Genomic DNA, 14872 nt, shown 5'->3' with positions numbered 1-14872 from the left:
TCCGCCGCAGAACCGGATGAAATGATGCGACGTGTCGTAATCACCGGCATGGGGATGGTCACGCCTCTCGGTGCCGGTGTGAAGACCAATTGGGATCGGCTGATCGCGGGCAAGTCCGGAATCGGGGCGATCTCGACCTTCGACGTCTCGGATCTGCCGGCGCGGATCGCGGGCATGGTGCCGCGCGGCACCGGCCCGGGTGATTTCGATGCCGACAGCGCGGTTCCGCCCAAGGACCAGCGCAAGAACGACGTCTTCATCCACTACGCGATCGCCGCGGCCAACGAGGCGATCGCGAATTCGGGATGGGTGCCGCCGACCGACGAGGCGCGCGACCGCACCGGCGTCATGATCGGCTCGGGCATCGGCGGCCTGCAATGGATCGCCGAGGGCTCGCTGACGTTGGAGGAGAAGGGACCCCGCCGGATCTCTCCCTTCTTCATCCCGGCGGCGCTGATCAACCTGGCCTCCGGCCAGGTCTCGATCCAGCACGGCTTCCGCGGTCCGAACCATGCCGTGGTCACGGCCTGCTCGACCGGCGCGCACGCGATCGGCGACGCGGCGCGGCTGATCATGTGGGACGATGCCGACGTCATGGTGGCGGGCGGGGCCGAGGCGGCGGTGTGCCGGCTCGGGCTTGCCGGCTTCGCCGCGGCCCGGGCGCTGTCCACCGGCTACAACGAGACCCCCGACCGGGCCTCTCGCCCCTATGACAAGGGCCGCGACGGCTTCGTCATGGGCGAGGGCGCGGGCGTGGTCGTGCTCGAGGAGCTGGAGCACGCCAAGGCCCGCGGCGCGACGATCTATGCCGAAGTGGTGGGCTACGGCCTGTCGGGTGACGCCCATCACATCACCGCCCCGCCGGAAGACGGCAATGGCGGCTTCCGGGCGATGTCGGCCGCGCTGAAGCGAGCCGGGCTGGCCCCGTCGGACATCGACTACGTCAACGCCCACGGCACCTCGACGCCGCTGGGCGACGAGATCGAGCTCGGCGCGGTCAAGCGCCTGTTCGGCAACGCGATCGAGACCGTGTCGATGTCCTCGACCAAGTCGGCGATCGGGCATCTGCTCGGCGCGGCCGGCGCGGTCGAGGCGATCTACTCGGTGCTGGCGGTCAACCACGACGTGGTGCCGCCGACGCTGAATCTCGAGGACCCGTCGGACAGCTGCCTCGGCGTCGACCTGGTGCCGAAGCAGGCGAAGGAGCGGCCGGTGCGCGCCGCGCTGTCGAACAGCTTCGGATTTGGCGGGACCAACGCGTCGCTGGTCTTCCGCGAGTACCTCTGAGGGCATGCTTCGGGCCCTTGCCCGCGCGCTCGTCTTCCTGGTGGTCCTGGCGGCCGTCATCGGCGGCGGTGTCGCCTGGTTCCTTCATTCCTACCGCGCGCCGGGGCCGCTCACAGCTCCGGCGACGCTGGTCGTCGAGCGCGGCAGCGGCCTGACCGCGATCGCGGCGCAGCTCGAGGCGGCGGGCGTGATCCAGAACCGCTGGGTGTTCCTGGCGGGCACGGCGCTGGAGGGCGGCGATCGCAGCCTGAAGGCCGGTGAATACGCCTTTCCGGCCGGAATCTCGCCGGCCGACGCGGCCGACCTGCTGGCCCGCGGCAGCAACGTCTCGCACAAGATCACCATTCCGGAAGGGCTGACCTCCGCCGAGATCGCGGCCCTGATCCAGGCCGAGCCGCTCCTGACCGGCGAGATCGGGGACGTCCCGGCCGAAGGCTCGCTGCTGCCGGAGACCTACCAGTTCATCCGCGGCGACACCCGCGCGGCCATGGTCGAGCGCATGCGCAAGGCGATGCGGGAGGCGCTCGATTCGCTGTGGGCCAGGCGGAGCAACGGCCTGCCGTTCAAATCGCCGCAGGAGGCCGTCACCATGGCCTCGATCGTGGAGAAGGAGACCGGCGTGCCGGCCGAGCGGCCGGTGGTCGCCAGCGTGTTCCTGAACCGGCTGCAGGCCGGCATGCCGCTGCAGGCGGACCCGACGGTGATCTACGCCCTGACCCAGGGCAAGAAGCCGCTCGGCCGGGCGCTGACCCGGGCCGACTGGAAGCTGGAGTCGCCCTACAACACCTATCTCGTGGTCGGCCTGCCGCCCGGGCCGATCGCCAATCCCGGGCGCGACGCACTTGCCGCAGTGCTCAAGCCGGCGGTTACGGACTATTATTACTTTGTAGCCGACGGGTCCGGCGGGCATGTCTTCGCCCGGACGCTCGAGGAGCACAATCGCAACGTCGCCGAATGGCAGAAGCGACGGCAGGCCGCCCCGCCGACTCCCGGCAACACGGCCCCGGATACCGGAGACACGACGCCTTGAACGGTAGAGCTGACCCCCATCTTCTGCACACGATCCGCGGGGTCCTGGTGCCGATTCATCCGGCCGGCTACCCGTTCATCGGCGTCTTCGCCGTGGTCACCGTGATTCTGTTCATGATCTGGGAGCCGCTGGGCTGGCTCGGCGTGCTGGCCACCGCCTGGTGCATCTACTTCTTCCGCCATCCGCCGCGGGTGACGCCGAACCGGCCCGACCTGGTGGTGGCGCCGGCCGACGGCGTGGTGCAGATGGTGGTGCAGGCGGTGCCGCCGGCGGAGCTCGGCCTCGGCAACCGGCCGCTGACCCGGATCAGCATCTTCCTCAACGTCTTCAACGTGCATGTGAACCGGGTGCCGGCCGACGGCGCGGTGATCGACGTGAAGTACCGCCCGGGCAAGTACCTGAACGCCAATCTGGAGAAGGCCAGCGAGGAGAATGAGCGCTGCGCCGTCTCGCTGCGTCTGCCGGACGGACGGATCATGGTGTTCGTCCAGATCGCGGGGCTGGTGGCCCGGCGGATCATCTGCGACCTGTCGCCCGGCCAGCCGGTGGTGGCGGGCGAAACCTACGGCCTGATCCGCTTCGGCAGCCGCACCGACATCTACCTGCCGGACGGGGTCGAGCCGCTGGTTTCGGTCGGCCAGACCATGATCGGCGGCGAGACCGTTCTGGCCGACCTGGCCGCCGTCACGGTCGCCAATCCGGTGGCCATCGCCCGATGATGAGGCCCGAGCATCGCCAGCGCCGGCGGCCGTTCCGCCGCCGCCCGGTCGTCCGCATCCGCGGCCTGACGATCAACCGGCTGCTGCCGAACATCCTGACCACGCTGGCACTGTGCGCCGGCCTGACCGGCATCCGCTACGCCGTGCATGAGCGGTGGGAGCAGGCGGTGACTGCGATCCTGGTCGCGGCGGTGCTGGACGGCCTCGACGGCCGTGTCGCCCGGCTGCTGCGCGGGTCGAGCAAGTTCGGGGCGGAACTGGACAGCCTGGCCGACATCGTCAGCTTCGGCGTCAGCCCGGCGATCATCCTCTATCTGTGGATGATGCAGGATGCCGGCAGCCTGGGCTGGGTGGCGGTGATGGCCTATGCCGTCTGCGCTGCGCTGCGCCTGGCGCGCTTCAATACGGCGCTGGACGACACCACTCTGCCGCCCTTCGCCTACAACTACTTCACCGGCGTGCCGGTGCCCGCGGGCGCCATGCTGATCCTGATGCCGCTGATGATCAGCTTCGAGTTCTCGTCCGGGTTCTGGGCGGCGCCGCTGCTGGTCGGGCTGTGGACCGTGTTCGTGGCGTTGCTGCTGGTCAGCCGGATCCCGACCTTCTCGATGAAGGTGGTGCGGATCCCGCAGGAATTCATCGTGCCGGTGCTGGTCGGGGTCGGGCTGGTGGCCACGCTGCTGGTCACCGCCACATGGCCGACGCTGGTCGCGCTCGGCCTGATCTATGTCGGCAGCATGTTCTTCAGCGTCCGGCGCTACGCCCATCTCAAGCGCCAGGCGGCGCTGATGATGGGGGAGCTGGACGAGGAGGAGGCGGCGCCGGCTGCCGTACCGGCCCAGCCGCCTCCGGACCGGCCGGATCAGCCGAACGCGGCGTAGGCCACCAGCAGCAGGGCGAAGGTCGTCGCCACCCAGCCGACGATGGTCACGATCTCACGGATCAGGTCGAACGGGCTGTCGGTATCGTCGTCGTCATGAATCAGATGCATGGTCGTGCTCTCGCAATTCGCGAGCACACCATGCCCGGTCCGGCGTGAACGCACCGTGACGGCAGTCACACCCGGATGACGCGGCGGATCAGGGCATCGGCCCAGCTGGCGGGCAGGGCGGCCAGGACCCTGGTGCCGAGATGGATCGGCCAAGGGAAGGCGATCAGCGGCCGGCCACGCTGCAGCCCACGCCGGATCACCGCCGCCGCAGAGTCGACCTCCATCATCATCGGCATCGGGAATGCGGCGCCGTCGGTCATCGGCGTGCGGATGAAGCCGGGGCAGATCACCGAGACCCGCACGCCGCGTGATCGCAGCTCGACCCTCAGCGCCTCGCCATACACCCGCACCGCGGCCTTCGAGGCGGTGTAGGGCCCCATGCCGGGAAAGCCGTGGAACCCGGCCAGGGAGCTCATCAGCGCGATCTGTCCGGTACCGCGCGCCGCCATGCGCGGCCGGATCGGGTCGATGGTGTTGAGCACGCCGTCGAGATTGACCGCCAGGATCCGGCGGCCCTTCGCCGCCGCGTCGGTGCCCTCGGCGCTGCCAGGGGCCACGCCGGCATTGGCGATGACCAAGTCGAGCGGCCCGGCATCGTCAGCCGCGGTCACGGCGGCCGCCATCGCCGCCTGGTCGGTGACATCGGCCTCCACCGTCTCTGCCGTGGCGCCGCGGGCCCGGACGTCCCTGGCCATCGCCTCCAGACGGGCCGCGTCACGACCGAACAGCACCAACCGCACGCCGGGTGCGGCATAGGCCTTCGCCAATGCGGTGCCGAGGCCGCTCGAGGCGCCGGTGATCAGGATCGCGGCCGGCGCCGCCATGGCGTTCTCCTATGATCGAACCTGGATATGTCCTATCGGCGGGAAAGCAATCAGCCCACGAAAATGGACGTTTCCTTATGGCGACCCATCCGGGCGACCGCTATAAGCCCGCTATGACTCAGGATATGACCGCCTCGGCCCAGCTTTCCAGCATGACCGGCTTTGCCCGCAGGGAGGGCGGCGTCGGCGGCATCTCCTGGGTGTGGGAGGCGCGCAGCGTCAACGGCAAGTCGCTCGACCTCCGCCTGCGCAGCCCGGCCGGCTTCGAGCGGCTGGAGGCGGCGGCGCGGGTCGAGCTGGCCAAGCGCCTCCGCCGCGGCAACGTCACCCTCAACCTGTCGATCGGCCGCAGCGAGACGGCGCCGCAGCTGCGCATCAACCGCGAGGTGCTGGACCAGCTGATCGCGCTGGTGCGCGAGGTCAACGGCGACACCACGCCGGTCCAGGTCGACGCCCTGCTCGCCGTCCGCGGCGTCGTCGAGAGCGGCGACACCGCCTCGGCCGAGCTGAATGCCGCCGTCGAGGCCGAGGCCGGGGCCGCGATCGCGCCGCTGCTGGACGAGCTGCTGGCGGCGCGGCTTGAGGAGGGCGGCCGCCTGCACGACGTCCTGGCCGCGCAGATCGACCAGATCGCCGGCCTCGTCGGCCAGGCCAGGGCTTGCGCCGCAGCCCAGCCGGAGGCGCTGAAGGCGCGGCTCAAGGCCCAGCTCGACCTGTTGCTGGAGGCGCGGCCGCCGCTGGCCGAGGACCGGCTGGCGCAGGAGGTGGCGCTGCTGGTCGGCCGCAGCGACGTGCGCGAGGAGCTCGACCGCCTCGACGCCCATATCGGCCAGGCCCGCGGCCTGCTCGCCGCCGGCAGCGGCGTCGGGCGCCGGCTCGACTTTCTGTGCCAGGAGTTCAACCGGGAGGCCAACACGCTGTGCTCGAAGGCGGCGGATGTGGCGCTGACCCGGATCGGCCTCGACCTCAAGGCCGTGATCGAGCAGTTCCGCGAGCAGATCCAGAACATCGAATGACCACCGACATCGTCCGACGCGGGCTCATGCTCGTCCTGTCCTCGCCCTCGGGGGCTGGAAAGACCTCGATCACCCGGGCCGTGCTGGCGCAGGATCCGAACCTGACCATCTCGGTCTCGGTCACCACCCGCGCCCAGCGGCCGGGCGAGATCGACGGCACGCATTACCATTTCATCGACCAGGCGGTGTACGACGCCATGGTTGCGAAGGACGAGCTGTTCGAGCACGCCAAGGTCTTCGGCAACGGCTACGGCACGCCGCGCGCCCCGGTCGAGGCGGCGCTGGCAGCCGGCCGCGACGTGATCTTCGACATCGACTGGCAGGGCACGCAGCAGCTGGCGCAGAAGGCGCGGACCGACCTGGTCAGCGTCTTCGTGCTGCCGCCGACGGTGGAGGCGCTGGAGCACCGGCTGCGCGCCCGCGCCCAGGACAGCGACGCGGTGATCGCCGGCCGGATGGCCAAGGCCGCGGACGAGATGAGCCACTGGCCGGAATACGACTACGTCATCGTCAACCGGGATCTCGACGCCAGCATCGCCCAGGTCCAGGCGATCCTGGCGGCGGAGCGGCTGCGCCGCAGCCGCCAGACCGGCCTGCCGGACTTCGTCCGCGCGCTGCAGGAGAAGCTTTAGCCTTTCGGCGGGCGGGCCGCCACGGCCTGCGCCAGGCGGACGAAGCCGGCGATGTCGATCTCCTCGGCCCGCGCGGTTGGCGGCAGGCCGGCCTCCGCAAGCAGCGCCTCGGCCTCGCCCAGGCTGCGCAGGCTGGCGCGCAGCATCTTCCGGCGCTGGCCGAAGGCGGCGGCCGTCACCGTCTCCATGACCGCGAACGGCACATCCTCGCGGCCCTGCCGGGGACGCAGCTGCACCACGGTCGAGTCGACCTTGGGCGGCGGTGTGAAGGCGCGGGCCGGCAGGGTCAGCAGCGGGTCGACCTCGGCCCGCCACTGGGCGATCACCGACAGCCTGCCATAGGCGCCGCTGCTCGGTTCAGCCACCAGCCGGTCCGCCACTTCCTTCTGGAACATCAGCGTCAGCGACCGGAACTCGTCGATCCGGCGCAGCCAGCCGACCAGCAGCGGCGTCGCCACGTTGTAGGGCAGGTTGGCGATAACGGCGCGCGGCGCCGGCACCAGCGCCGGGATGTTGGTCTTCAGCGCGTCGGCCTCGACGATCCGCAGCCGGTCGCCGGCCACCGCCGCCAGCTCCTCCAGCGCCGGGCGGAAGCGGCGGTCACGCTCGACCACGGTCACGCTCTCGGCATCGGAGGCCAGCAATGCGCGGGTCAGGCCGCCGGGGCCCGGCCCGATCTCGACCACATGCGCACCGGCCAGGTCGCCGGCTTCGCGGACGATCCGAGCGGTGACGTTGAGGTCGAGCAGGAAGTTCTGGCCGAGCGACTTCTTCGCCGCCAGGTCGTACCGCGCGATCACGTCGCGCAGCGGCGGCAGGGCGGCGATCGCGTCGCGGACGGCGTCTCCGGACAGGGTCAGCGGCCCAGCCGGATGTCGATATAGGCGTTGCCGCGCAGGTCGCGCAGCAGCCGGCGCTGCATCATGTCCAGCTTCTGCTCGGCCAGGCCGCTGCGGATCTGGTCGCGATCGACACCGTCGCCGCCGGCATCCTGGCGTGAGCAGATCATCATCACAGCGACGCCGTCCGGGCCCCGGATGGGCGTGCTGACCTGGCCGTCGGGCAGGGCGCTGGCAATCTGGCGCATCCCGTCGGGCAGGCGGCTGAGCAGCACGTCACCCAGATCCGGGTTGGCGGTCACGCCCAGTTCCTTGGCCTTGGCCCGGAAGGCTTCGCAGCCATTCACCCCGTTGAAGTCGTTGCGCATCTGCGCCACCACGGTCTGCACCCGGTTGGGCGGCGCCGTCGGCGGGACCGGGACGACGATCTGATTGAGGCGGACCTTGACGCCGGTCGCGGTGGCGGCGTTGACCGTCCGCTTGTCGCGCAGCAGCAGGATGTTGTAGCCGCCGAGGGTGCGGATCGGGTCCGACACCTGGCCTTGCTGCATGGTGCCGAGCACCTGGTCCAGCGCAGGCTCGAGCTGGCCGGCCAGGACCCAGCCCATGTCGCCGCCGCTCTGTGCGCCCGCGGCCTGGCTGAACTGGCGCGCCACGGCCGGGAAGGGGGCGCCACGACGGATTTCCGAGACCAGCCGGTCGGCCAGGGCCTTGACCTGGGCCTCGCCGGCATCCTGGTCGACCGCGAGGAAGATCGAGGCGACGAGATATTGCGGCTTGCCCTGGTTCGCCTTCAGCCGCTCCACCACCTCGTCGACCTGGGTGTCCGAGACTTCGATCTGGGAGATAAAGCGGCGCTGCACCAGCTGGCGCCAGGCCAGCTGGGCCCGCACCTGGTCCTCCAGCGCCGCCTGCGGCACCCCGGTGCCCTTCAGCATGCCGAACAGTTGCTGCGTGCTCATGTGGTTCTGGCCGGCGATCGCTGCCAGCGCCTTGTCCACATCCTGGGGCGGCACGCCGATGCCGGCGCGCTTGGCCTCCTGGCCCTGCAGCTTCTCGTCGATCAGCAGGCGCAGCACCTGGGGCAGCATTCGCTGCTGGTTGTCCGGGGTCGCCGGCAGGCCGCTGCTCATCAATGCCAGCCGCAGGCGCATCTGCAGGTCGGCCACGGTGATCGCATCGTCATTGACCACCGCGGCGATGGTGCCGACGGCGGGCGCCGGGACAGGGCGCGTCTGCGCCATCGCGGAGGGGGCGGCGAAGAAAGTGATGGCCAGGACCAGGGCGACGATCGGGGCCGACAGACGACGGATCATGAGGGCGACACGGCCTCGCTGTTGAAAGGCGCAGATACAGCACGTGACTTTGGCCGACTCAAGGCAAAAGCGGCCGGGTCCATGACGGGCTCAGCCATCCTCGAGATGGAGCAGCACGGCGACGCCGAACATCAGGGCGACGCCGGAGGTGGCCCAGGCCGCCATCGGCACCGGCAGCGACCCCTGCCGGCCGAGCGCGGCCACGATGTCGCCGAGCACGAAGATCGAAAAGCCGGTGACGATGGCGCCGACGATCATCAGCACGGTGTCGACCCGCCGGCCGGGCCGCAGGCTGAAGGCCGCGGCGACCAGGATCATCGCCGCCATCAGCAGGGGCTGCGACAGCAGCGACTGATAGGCGATGCGGTAGCGGGTCGAGGAGAAGCCAGTGGCCTCGAGGTTGCGGATATAGTCCGGCAGATCCCAGAAGGAGATGGTCTGCTGCGAGGCGAAGCGTTCCTGGATGCTGTTCCGGCTCAGATTGCTGGGAATCGAGGTGGTGTCGGCATGCTTGGCCGGCTGATCGCCCTCCATCACCCAGGCGTCGTTGATCACCCATTTGCCGTCCTGCAACTGAGCGTCGGCGGCGTCGATCCGGCCGCGATAGGTCTCGTCCGGGTTCAGCAGCAGGAACATCGCGTTCTGCAGCTCGTCGCCGTTGCCGCTCACCTTCTCGGCATGGATGACGACGATCCCGCCCTCATCCTTCTGGCGCAGCCAGAAGCCGGTCTTGGCCACCTTCATCACGTCGCCGGTGCCGCCAAGGAAGTCGAGATCCAGCCGCTCGAAGCGGCTGTACATCGCCGCCGAGATCGGGTTGACCACGGTGATCTTCACGACGCCGAGCACCATCGCCGCGGCGATCACCGGCGCCAGGAACTGCCAGGCCGACAGGCCGGCGGCGCGGGCGACCACCAGCTCGCGGCTGCGGGTCATCCGCCAGAAGGTCACCATCGCCGCGATCAGCACGGCGAAGTGGAACAGGATCTCGACATCGCTGGGCAGCTTGAACGCGGCCAGGGTGAAGGCCAGGCTGACCGGCAGATCGGGGATCGAACTGACCTGGCGCACATATTCGACGAACTCGAACACCGCGATCACGCTGCTCAGCACCAGAAGCACGGCCAGGAACCAGAACAGGAACTGCCGCACGATATAGGCGTAGAGGGTGGGGGAACGGAGCATCGGGGCGGCTGGCCTGCAGTGCCGAGGGATCGGGTCGGGCGGATCTTCTACATCAGACGGAGCGCCGCGGCGACCACCAAGGAGGTCGCAGCCGGCTCGGCGGGCTGTTTTCGCCGGGTGACGATTGTGAAACCCGCTGTTACGGTGCGGGTTCCGCCGCCTCGGCCGCGGGTCATCGGAAATCGCCCGGAAGACGACAAGATGCAGATCTCCTTCGCCCCGCCCGCTTCCGTGGAAGCCGGCGCCCTGGTGCTCGGTGTGTTCGCCGACGGCGTGCTGTCGAATGCGGCCGCCGCGGTCGACCGGCGCTCGAAGGGCGCCTTGGCCCGCGCGGTGAAGGCCGCGCCGAAGTTCAAGGGCGGGCGCGACGAGACGCTGGCGCTGTACGGCGTCGCCGGCTTCGACCAGATCGTGCTGTTCGGCCTCGGCAAGCCGGAGGATGTCGATGCGGTCCGGCTGCAGCGGGCGGGCGGCGCGGTCGCCGCGCTGCTGAACCATGCCGGCGTCGGATCCGCCACGGCGCAGTTCGAGGGCATCGTCCTGGCCGGCCAGGGCGCGGGCGCGGCGGCGGCCGAGTTCGCCTTCGGCGCCCGGCTGCGGGCTTGGCGTTTCGAGCGCTACCGCACCAAGGAGAAGGCGGAGGCGAAGCCGAGCCTGAAAGCCCTGGTCATCCAGACCAGCGACGCCGCGGCGGCGAAGAAGGCCTTCGCCCGCGCCGACGCGGTCGCCCAGGGCGTGTTCCTAACCCGCGAGCTGGTCTCCGAGCCGGCCAACATCCTGTATCCGGAGAGCTTCGCCGCCAAGGCCAAGGAGCTGGAGGAGCTCGGCGTCGAGGTCGAGATCCTGGGCGAGAAGCAGATGCGCAAGCTCGGCATGGGCGCGCTGCTCGGCGTCGGCCAGGGCTCGGCGCGCGAGAGCCAGCTGGTGGTGCTGCAGTGGAAGGGCGCAGGCGGCAAGCGCAAGGGCGAAGCGCCGGTCGCCTTCGTCGGCAAGGGCGTCACCTTCGACACCGGCGGCATCTCGCTGAAGCCCGGCCAGGGCATGTGGGACATGAAGTGGGACATGGGCGGCGCCGGCGTCGTCACCGGCCTGTTCAAGGCGCTGGCCCTGCGCAAGGCCAAGGTCAACGCCGTCGGCGTGCTCGGCCTGGTCGAGAACATGCCGTCGGGCGACGCACAGCGGCCGGGCGACATCGTCACCTCGATGTCCGGCCAGACCATCGAGGTCTGGAACACCGATGCCGAAGGCCGGCTCGTCCTGGCCGACGCGCTCTGGTACACGCAGGACCGGTTCAAGCCGAAGGCAATGGTCAACCTGGCCACCCTGACCGGCGCGGTGATCATCGCGCTGGGCACTGACCATGCCGGCCTGTTCTCGAACGACGATGCGCTAGCCGAGAAGCTGGCGGCGGCCGGCAAGGCGGTCGAGGAGAAGCTGTGGCGCCTGCCGCTGGGCGACGCCTATGACAAGCAGATCGACAGCGACATTGCCGACATGAAGAACATCACCGGCAGCCGCGACGCCGGGTCGATCATTGGCGCGCAGTTCCTGCAGCGCTTCGTCAACAAGGTGCCCTGGGCGCATTTGGACATCGCCGGCACCACCTGGTCCGGCAAGGACACGCCGACCGTGCCGAAGGGCGCCACCGCCTTCGGCGTGCGCCTGCTGGAGCGGTTCGTGACCGACAATTACGAAGGCTGATGGCCGAGATCCGGTTCTATCACCTGACCGCGCGGACGTTCGAGCAGACCCTGCCGGTGCTGCTCGACCGGACGCTGCAGCGCGGCTGGAAGGCGGTGGTCTGCGTCGGCTCCGAGGAGCGGGCGGAGAGCCTGGCCAGCCATCTCTGGACCTATTCCAAGGAAGGCTTCCTGCCGCACGGCACCAAGCGCGACGGCTTCGCCGAGGAGCAGCCGGTCTGGATCAGCGACCAGGTCGAAAACCCGAACGGCGCCCAGGTGCTGTTCCTGGGCGACGGCGCAGATTCGGATGGCGGTGGCGCCTTCCCGACGGTCTGCGACCTGTTCGACGGCAACGATGCGGAGGCGGTGCAGGCCGCCCGCGGCCGCTGGAAGCGGTTCCGCGATGCCGGCCACACCCTGGTCTATTACCAGCAGGACGAGGGCGGGGCCTGGAGCGAGAAGCAGCGGGTGGGCGGGTGACGCCGCGCGTCGCGCTGTGGAGCGCGGTCGCGGTCTGTGCCCTGCTGGTGCTGGTGCCCGGGATCGACCTCGTCATCTCGGGCTGGTTCTACGACGCGGGACGCGGCTTCGCCTGGGACGGCGCGCCACTGGCGGAGGCGATCCACGAGCTGGTGCAGATCCTGGTTCGCGCCGCCGCCGTGCTGCTTCTGCTCGCGGCGCTGTGGACCTGGCTGGCGGAGCGGCGGTGGCTCGGCCTCGACGCGCGGCGCTGGACCTTCCTGGCGCTGGCGTTGGCGATCGGACCCGGCCTGGTCGCCAACGCCCTGCTGAAGGATCATTGGGGCCGGGCCCGGCCACGGCAGGTCGAGGCTTTCGGCGGCAGCGCCGTCTTCACCCCGCCGCTGATCCCGGCCGGCCAGTGCGGCCGCAACTGCTCCTTCGTCGCCGGCGACCCGACAGTCGGCTTCGTCGTGCACAGCGTGGCCTATGTCGTGCCGGCGCGGCGCCGCCGTCGGATCTTCTGGGGATCGATAGCGCTGGGCGGCCTGCTGGGGCTGCTGCGCATCGGCATGGGCGGGCATTTCTTCAGCGACGTGGTCTTCGCCGCCGCCGTGATCCTGCTGGTCAGCGCCGGGCTCTACACCCTGCTGTTCGACCGCTGGCGCACGGCCGCTGCCTGGCGCGACTTCACCCGCGGCCTGATCCGCTGGCGGGAGCCGGGGTGAGTTGCAGCCGTAGCCATTTTGTCCGGCGACCGGTGCGCAGGCATCGTCCACGCCCATATAGAATGACAGCCAAGGCCGCCGCGGGTTTGCGACTCGCACGGTTTCCCAGCCAAGGTGACGAATGATGACGGACGGATCGACGGTCGGGCGGTTCGGCAGCGGGCGCGAGGTGAAGCGGATCGAGGATGCCGGGCTGCTGGCCGGCGCCGGTCGGTTCAGCGACGACATTTCCCTGCCCGGGCAGACCTATCTCGGCTTCCTGCGCTCGCCGCACGCCCATGCCCGGATCGTGTCGATCGATGCATCCGGGGCGCTGGCGATGCCCGGCGTGGTGGCGGCGGTCACCGGCGCCGACCTGGTCGCCGACGGGGTGAAGCCGCTGCCGCTGGCGCCGATCTTCAAGCGGCCCGACGGGTCGCCCGGTGCCTCGCCGCTGCGGCCGGGGCTGGCGCATGAGGTGGTGCGCTTCGTCGGCGAGGCCGTGGTCGCGCTGGTGGCCGAAAGCCGCGCCGTGCTGAAGGACGCGCTCGACGCCATCGTAGTCGAGTACGAGGACCTGCCTGCCGTCACCGGCCTGGCGCAGGCTGCGGCGCCGGACGCCCCGCAGGTCTGGCCAGCGGCGACCGGCAACGTCGCGGCGCAGATGCGGCATGGCGATGCCGCGGCGACCGACGCCGCGTTCCGGGCGGCCGCCCATATCGTCTCGCTCGATCTCGTCAACCAGCGGCTGGCGCCGACGCCGATGGAGCCGCGCAGCTCCCAGGCCGAATACGACGCCGCGGCCGACAAGCTGACGCTGCGCCTGTCCAGCCAGATGCCGTCCGGTGCCCGCGACACGCTGTGCGACGCGGTGCTGGGCATTCCGCGCGAGAAGGTGCGGGTGGTGGTCGACGATGTCGGCGGCGGCTTCGGTATGAAGACCGGCCTCTATGCCGAGGACATCCTGGTCGCCTATACCGCGCACAAGCTGCAGCGGCCGGTGAAGTGGACGGCGGACCGGATCGAGGAGTTCCTGGCGGCGACCCACGGCCGTGACGTCGAGAGCCATGCCGAACTGGCGCTGGACGAGACCGGACGCGTCCTCGGCTATCGCATCCGGACCCATGCCAATGTCGGCGCCTATGCCACCACGGCCGGCATCATCATCCAGCTGATGATCGGCCCCTGGGTGTCGACCAGCATCTATGACATCCGGCCGATCGATTTCGAGTTCACCGCCATCCTCACCAACACCGCCCCGACCGGCGCCTATCGCGGCGCCGGGCGGCCGGAGGCGATCTACCTGATCGAGCGGCTGTTCGACGCCGCGGCGCGGCAGCTGGGCATGGACCCGGTCGAGATCCGGCGCCGCAACCTCATCCACCCCGAGCAGATGCCCTACACCAACGCCATGGGGCAGACCTATGACAGCGGCAAGTTCGGCTCGATCATCGACCAGGCCGTGGACTTGGCCGACTGGGATGGCTTCGCCGCTCGTGAGGCCGAGTCCCGGGCTCGCGGCAAGCTGCGCGGCCGCGGCCTCGCCTCGTTCCTGGAATGGACCGGCGGCAACGTGTTCGAGGAGCGGGTGACCGTCCAGGTCTCCGGCGACGGCGGCATCGAGGTCTATGCCGCGACCATGCCGATGGGGCAGGGGATCGCCACCTCCTACGCCCAGCTGGTGGTCGATGTCTTCGGCGTGCCGATCGAAAAGATCCGCATCGTCATGGGCGACACCGATCGCGGCCAGGGCTTCGGCAGCGCCGGGTCGCGGTCGCTGTTCACCGCCGGCTCGGCGATCCGCCACGCCTCCGAGCGCGCGGTCGACACCGGGCGCGAGCTGGCCGGCGACGCGCTGGAGGCCGCGGCGGCCGATATCGAATATGCCGAGGGGATGTTCCGGATCGCCGGCACCGACCGCGGCATCGGCCTGTTCGAGCTGGCCGACCGCCAGCCCGACCGCCGCATCTTCATCGACGCCACCAGCACGGTGAAGGGGCCGAGCTGGCCGAATGGCTGCCACATCTGCGAAGTCGAGGTCGATCCTGAGACCGGCACCGTCGACATCGTCTCCTATGTCTCGGCCAACGATGTCGGCCGCGTGGTCAACCCGATGATCGTGCGCGGCCAGCTCGACGGCGGCGCGGTCCAGGGCATCGGCCAGGCGCTGGGCGAGCGGATGGTC

At 70.1% G+C, this 14872-nt stretch carries 15 protein-coding genes; 10 read left to right on the top strand and 5 right to left on the bottom strand.

Going from position 1 to position 14872, the window contains the following annotated elements; all coding sequences use genetic code 11:
* Positions 1 to 24 precede the first annotated feature (24 nt).
* From fabF to pssA, 4 genes are read left to right on the top strand one after another with little or no spacing between them, the layout of a single operon-like run.
* A complete protein-coding gene (gene fabF, locus ABDW35_RS05930; RefSeq protein WP_343712932.1) occupies positions 25 to 1287 on the top strand; it encodes a beta-ketoacyl-ACP synthase II in 1263 nt (420 codons plus the stop codon).
* Positions 1288 to 1291: 4 nt separating this feature from the next.
* On the top strand, positions 1292 to 2317 hold the full coding sequence (gene mltG, locus ABDW35_RS05925) for an endolytic transglycosylase MltG (protein ID WP_343712931.1): 1026 nt from the start codon (positions 1292 to 1294) through the stop codon (positions 2315 to 2317).
* Positions 2242 to 3036, top strand: a complete 795-nt coding sequence (locus ABDW35_RS05920) for a phosphatidylserine decarboxylase (RefSeq protein WP_343712930.1) — start codon at positions 2242 to 2244, stop codon at positions 3034 to 3036. The genes mltG and ABDW35_RS05920 overlap by 76 nt, the downstream gene beginning before the upstream one ends.
* A complete protein-coding gene (gene pssA / locus ABDW35_RS05915) occupies positions 3033 to 3917 on the top strand; it encodes a CDP-diacylglycerol--serine O-phosphatidyltransferase (protein ID WP_343712929.1) in 885 nt (294 codons plus the stop codon). Before ABDW35_RS05920 ends, pssA begins: the two co-directional genes overlap by 4 nt.
* Here the strand turns inward: pssA and ABDW35_RS05910 are convergent.
* Together ABDW35_RS05910 and ABDW35_RS05905 are read right to left on the bottom strand one after the other, a co-directional pair.
* Positions 3899 to 4027 (bottom strand): hypothetical protein, encoded by a 129-nt coding sequence (locus tag ABDW35_RS05910; RefSeq protein ID WP_343712928.1) that lies wholly within the window; start codon positions 4025 to 4027, stop codon positions 3899 to 3901. The genes pssA and ABDW35_RS05910 overlap by 19 nt on opposite strands.
* 65 nt (positions 4028 to 4092) lie before the next feature.
* Positions 4093 to 4851, bottom strand: coding sequence for an SDR family NAD(P)-dependent oxidoreductase (locus ABDW35_RS05905; protein WP_343712927.1), 759 nt, complete (start codon positions 4849 to 4851; stop codon positions 4093 to 4095).
* A gap of 125 nt (positions 4852 to 4976) precedes the next feature.
* On the opposite strand from ABDW35_RS05905, the gene ABDW35_RS05900 reads away from it, so the two are divergent.
* A complete protein-coding gene (locus ABDW35_RS05900) occupies positions 4977 to 5867 on the top strand; it encodes a YicC/YloC family endoribonuclease (protein ID WP_343712926.1) in 891 nt (296 codons plus the stop codon).
* Positions 5864 to 6499 (top strand): guanylate kinase, encoded by a 636-nt coding sequence (gmk, locus tag ABDW35_RS05895; RefSeq protein ID WP_343712925.1) that lies wholly within the window; start codon positions 5864 to 5866, stop codon positions 6497 to 6499. Before ABDW35_RS05900 ends, gmk begins: the two co-directional genes overlap by 4 nt.
* Here gmk and rsmA read toward each other — a convergent pair.
* The 3 genes from rsmA to lptG all read right to left on the bottom strand — a co-directional run bounded on the left by rsmA (position 6496) and on the right by lptG (position 9839).
* Positions 6496 to 7359 carry a 16S rRNA (adenine(1518)-N(6)/adenine(1519)-N(6))-dimethyltransferase RsmA gene (gene rsmA / locus ABDW35_RS05890; protein WP_343712945.1) on the bottom strand — a complete coding sequence of 288 codons (864 nt, stop codon included), beginning with the start codon at positions 7357 to 7359 and terminating at the stop codon, positions 6496 to 6498. The genes gmk and rsmA overlap by 4 nt on opposite strands.
* Complete coding sequence (locus tag ABDW35_RS05885; RefSeq protein ID WP_343712924.1) at positions 7356 to 8654, bottom strand: peptidylprolyl isomerase; 1299 nt, start codon at positions 8652 to 8654, stop codon at positions 7356 to 7358. Before ABDW35_RS05885 ends, rsmA begins: the two co-directional genes overlap by 4 nt.
* A gap of 90 nt (positions 8655 to 8744) precedes the next feature.
* Positions 8745 to 9839, bottom strand: coding sequence for an LPS export ABC transporter permease LptG (gene lptG, locus ABDW35_RS05880; RefSeq protein WP_343712923.1), 1095 nt, complete (start codon positions 9837 to 9839; stop codon positions 8745 to 8747).
* A gap of 201 nt (positions 9840 to 10040) precedes the next feature.
* Here lptG and ABDW35_RS05875 point away from each other — a divergent pair, with 201 nt between their 5' ends.
* From ABDW35_RS05875 to ABDW35_RS05860, 4 genes are all read left to right on the top strand, one after another.
* Complete coding sequence (locus ABDW35_RS05875; protein ID WP_343712922.1) at positions 10041 to 11540, top strand: leucyl aminopeptidase; 1500 nt, start codon at positions 10041 to 10043, stop codon at positions 11538 to 11540.
* On the top strand, positions 11540 to 12001 hold the full coding sequence (locus tag ABDW35_RS05870) for a DNA polymerase III subunit chi (RefSeq protein ID WP_343712921.1): 462 nt from the start codon (positions 11540 to 11542) through the stop codon (positions 11999 to 12001). Before ABDW35_RS05875 ends, ABDW35_RS05870 begins: the two co-directional genes overlap by 1 nt.
* Complete coding sequence (locus ABDW35_RS05865; protein WP_343712920.1) at positions 11998 to 12708, top strand: phosphatase PAP2 family protein; 711 nt, start codon at positions 11998 to 12000, stop codon at positions 12706 to 12708. The genes ABDW35_RS05870 and ABDW35_RS05865 overlap by 4 nt, the downstream gene beginning before the upstream one ends.
* 124 nt (positions 12709 to 12832) lie before the next feature.
* On the top strand, positions 12833 to 14872 hold a 2040-nt coding region (locus tag ABDW35_RS05860), incomplete at its 3' end, for a xanthine dehydrogenase family protein molybdopterin-binding subunit (RefSeq protein ID WP_343712919.1).

This window comes from Inquilinus sp. (assembly GCF_039594555.1).
Classification (GTDB): domain Bacteria; phylum Pseudomonadota; class Alphaproteobacteria; order DSM-16000; family Inquilinaceae; genus Inquilinus.
The sequence above is the reverse complement of the archived record's forward strand: the minus strand, read 5'-3'. Positions and strand labels throughout refer to the sequence as shown.

Excerpts from the sequence above, each read along its gene's own strand:
- fabF (WP_343712932.1), top strand. The coding sequence starts at position 25 with ATGCGACGTGTCGTAATCACCGGCATGGGGATGGTCACGCCTCTCGGT.
- mltG (WP_343712931.1), top strand. The coding sequence starts at position 1,292 with ATGCTTCGGGCCCTTGCCCGCGCGCTCGTCTTCCTGGTGGTCCTGGCG.
- ABDW35_RS05920 (WP_343712930.1), top strand. The coding sequence starts at position 2,242 with ATGGCAGAAGCGACGGCAGGCCGCCCCGCCGACTCCCGGCAACACGGC.
- pssA (WP_343712929.1), top strand. The coding sequence starts at position 3,033 with ATGATGAGGCCCGAGCATCGCCAGCGCCGGCGGCCGTTCCGCCGCCGC.
- ABDW35_RS05910 (WP_343712928.1), bottom strand. The coding sequence starts at position 4,027 with ATGCATCTGATTCATGACGACGACGATACCGACAGCCCGTTCGACCTG.
- ABDW35_RS05905 (WP_343712927.1), bottom strand. The coding sequence starts at position 4,851 with ATGGCGGCGCCGGCCGCGATCCTGATCACCGGCGCCTCGAGCGGCCTC.
- ABDW35_RS05900 (WP_343712926.1), top strand. The coding sequence starts at position 4,977 with ATGACCGCCTCGGCCCAGCTTTCCAGCATGACCGGCTTTGCCCGCAGG.
- gmk (WP_343712925.1), top strand. The coding sequence starts at position 5,864 with ATGACCACCGACATCGTCCGACGCGGGCTCATGCTCGTCCTGTCCTCG.
- ABDW35_RS05885 (WP_343712924.1), bottom strand. The coding sequence starts at position 8,654 with ATGATCCGTCGTCTGTCGGCCCCGATCGTCGCCCTGGTCCTGGCCATC.
- lptG (WP_343712923.1), bottom strand. The coding sequence starts at position 9,839 with ATGCTCCGTTCCCCCACCCTCTACGCCTATATCGTGCGGCAGTTCCTG.
- ABDW35_RS05875 (WP_343712922.1), top strand. The coding sequence starts at position 10,041 with ATGCAGATCTCCTTCGCCCCGCCCGCTTCCGTGGAAGCCGGCGCCCTG.
- ABDW35_RS05870 (WP_343712921.1), top strand. The coding sequence starts at position 11,540 with ATGGCCGAGATCCGGTTCTATCACCTGACCGCGCGGACGTTCGAGCAG.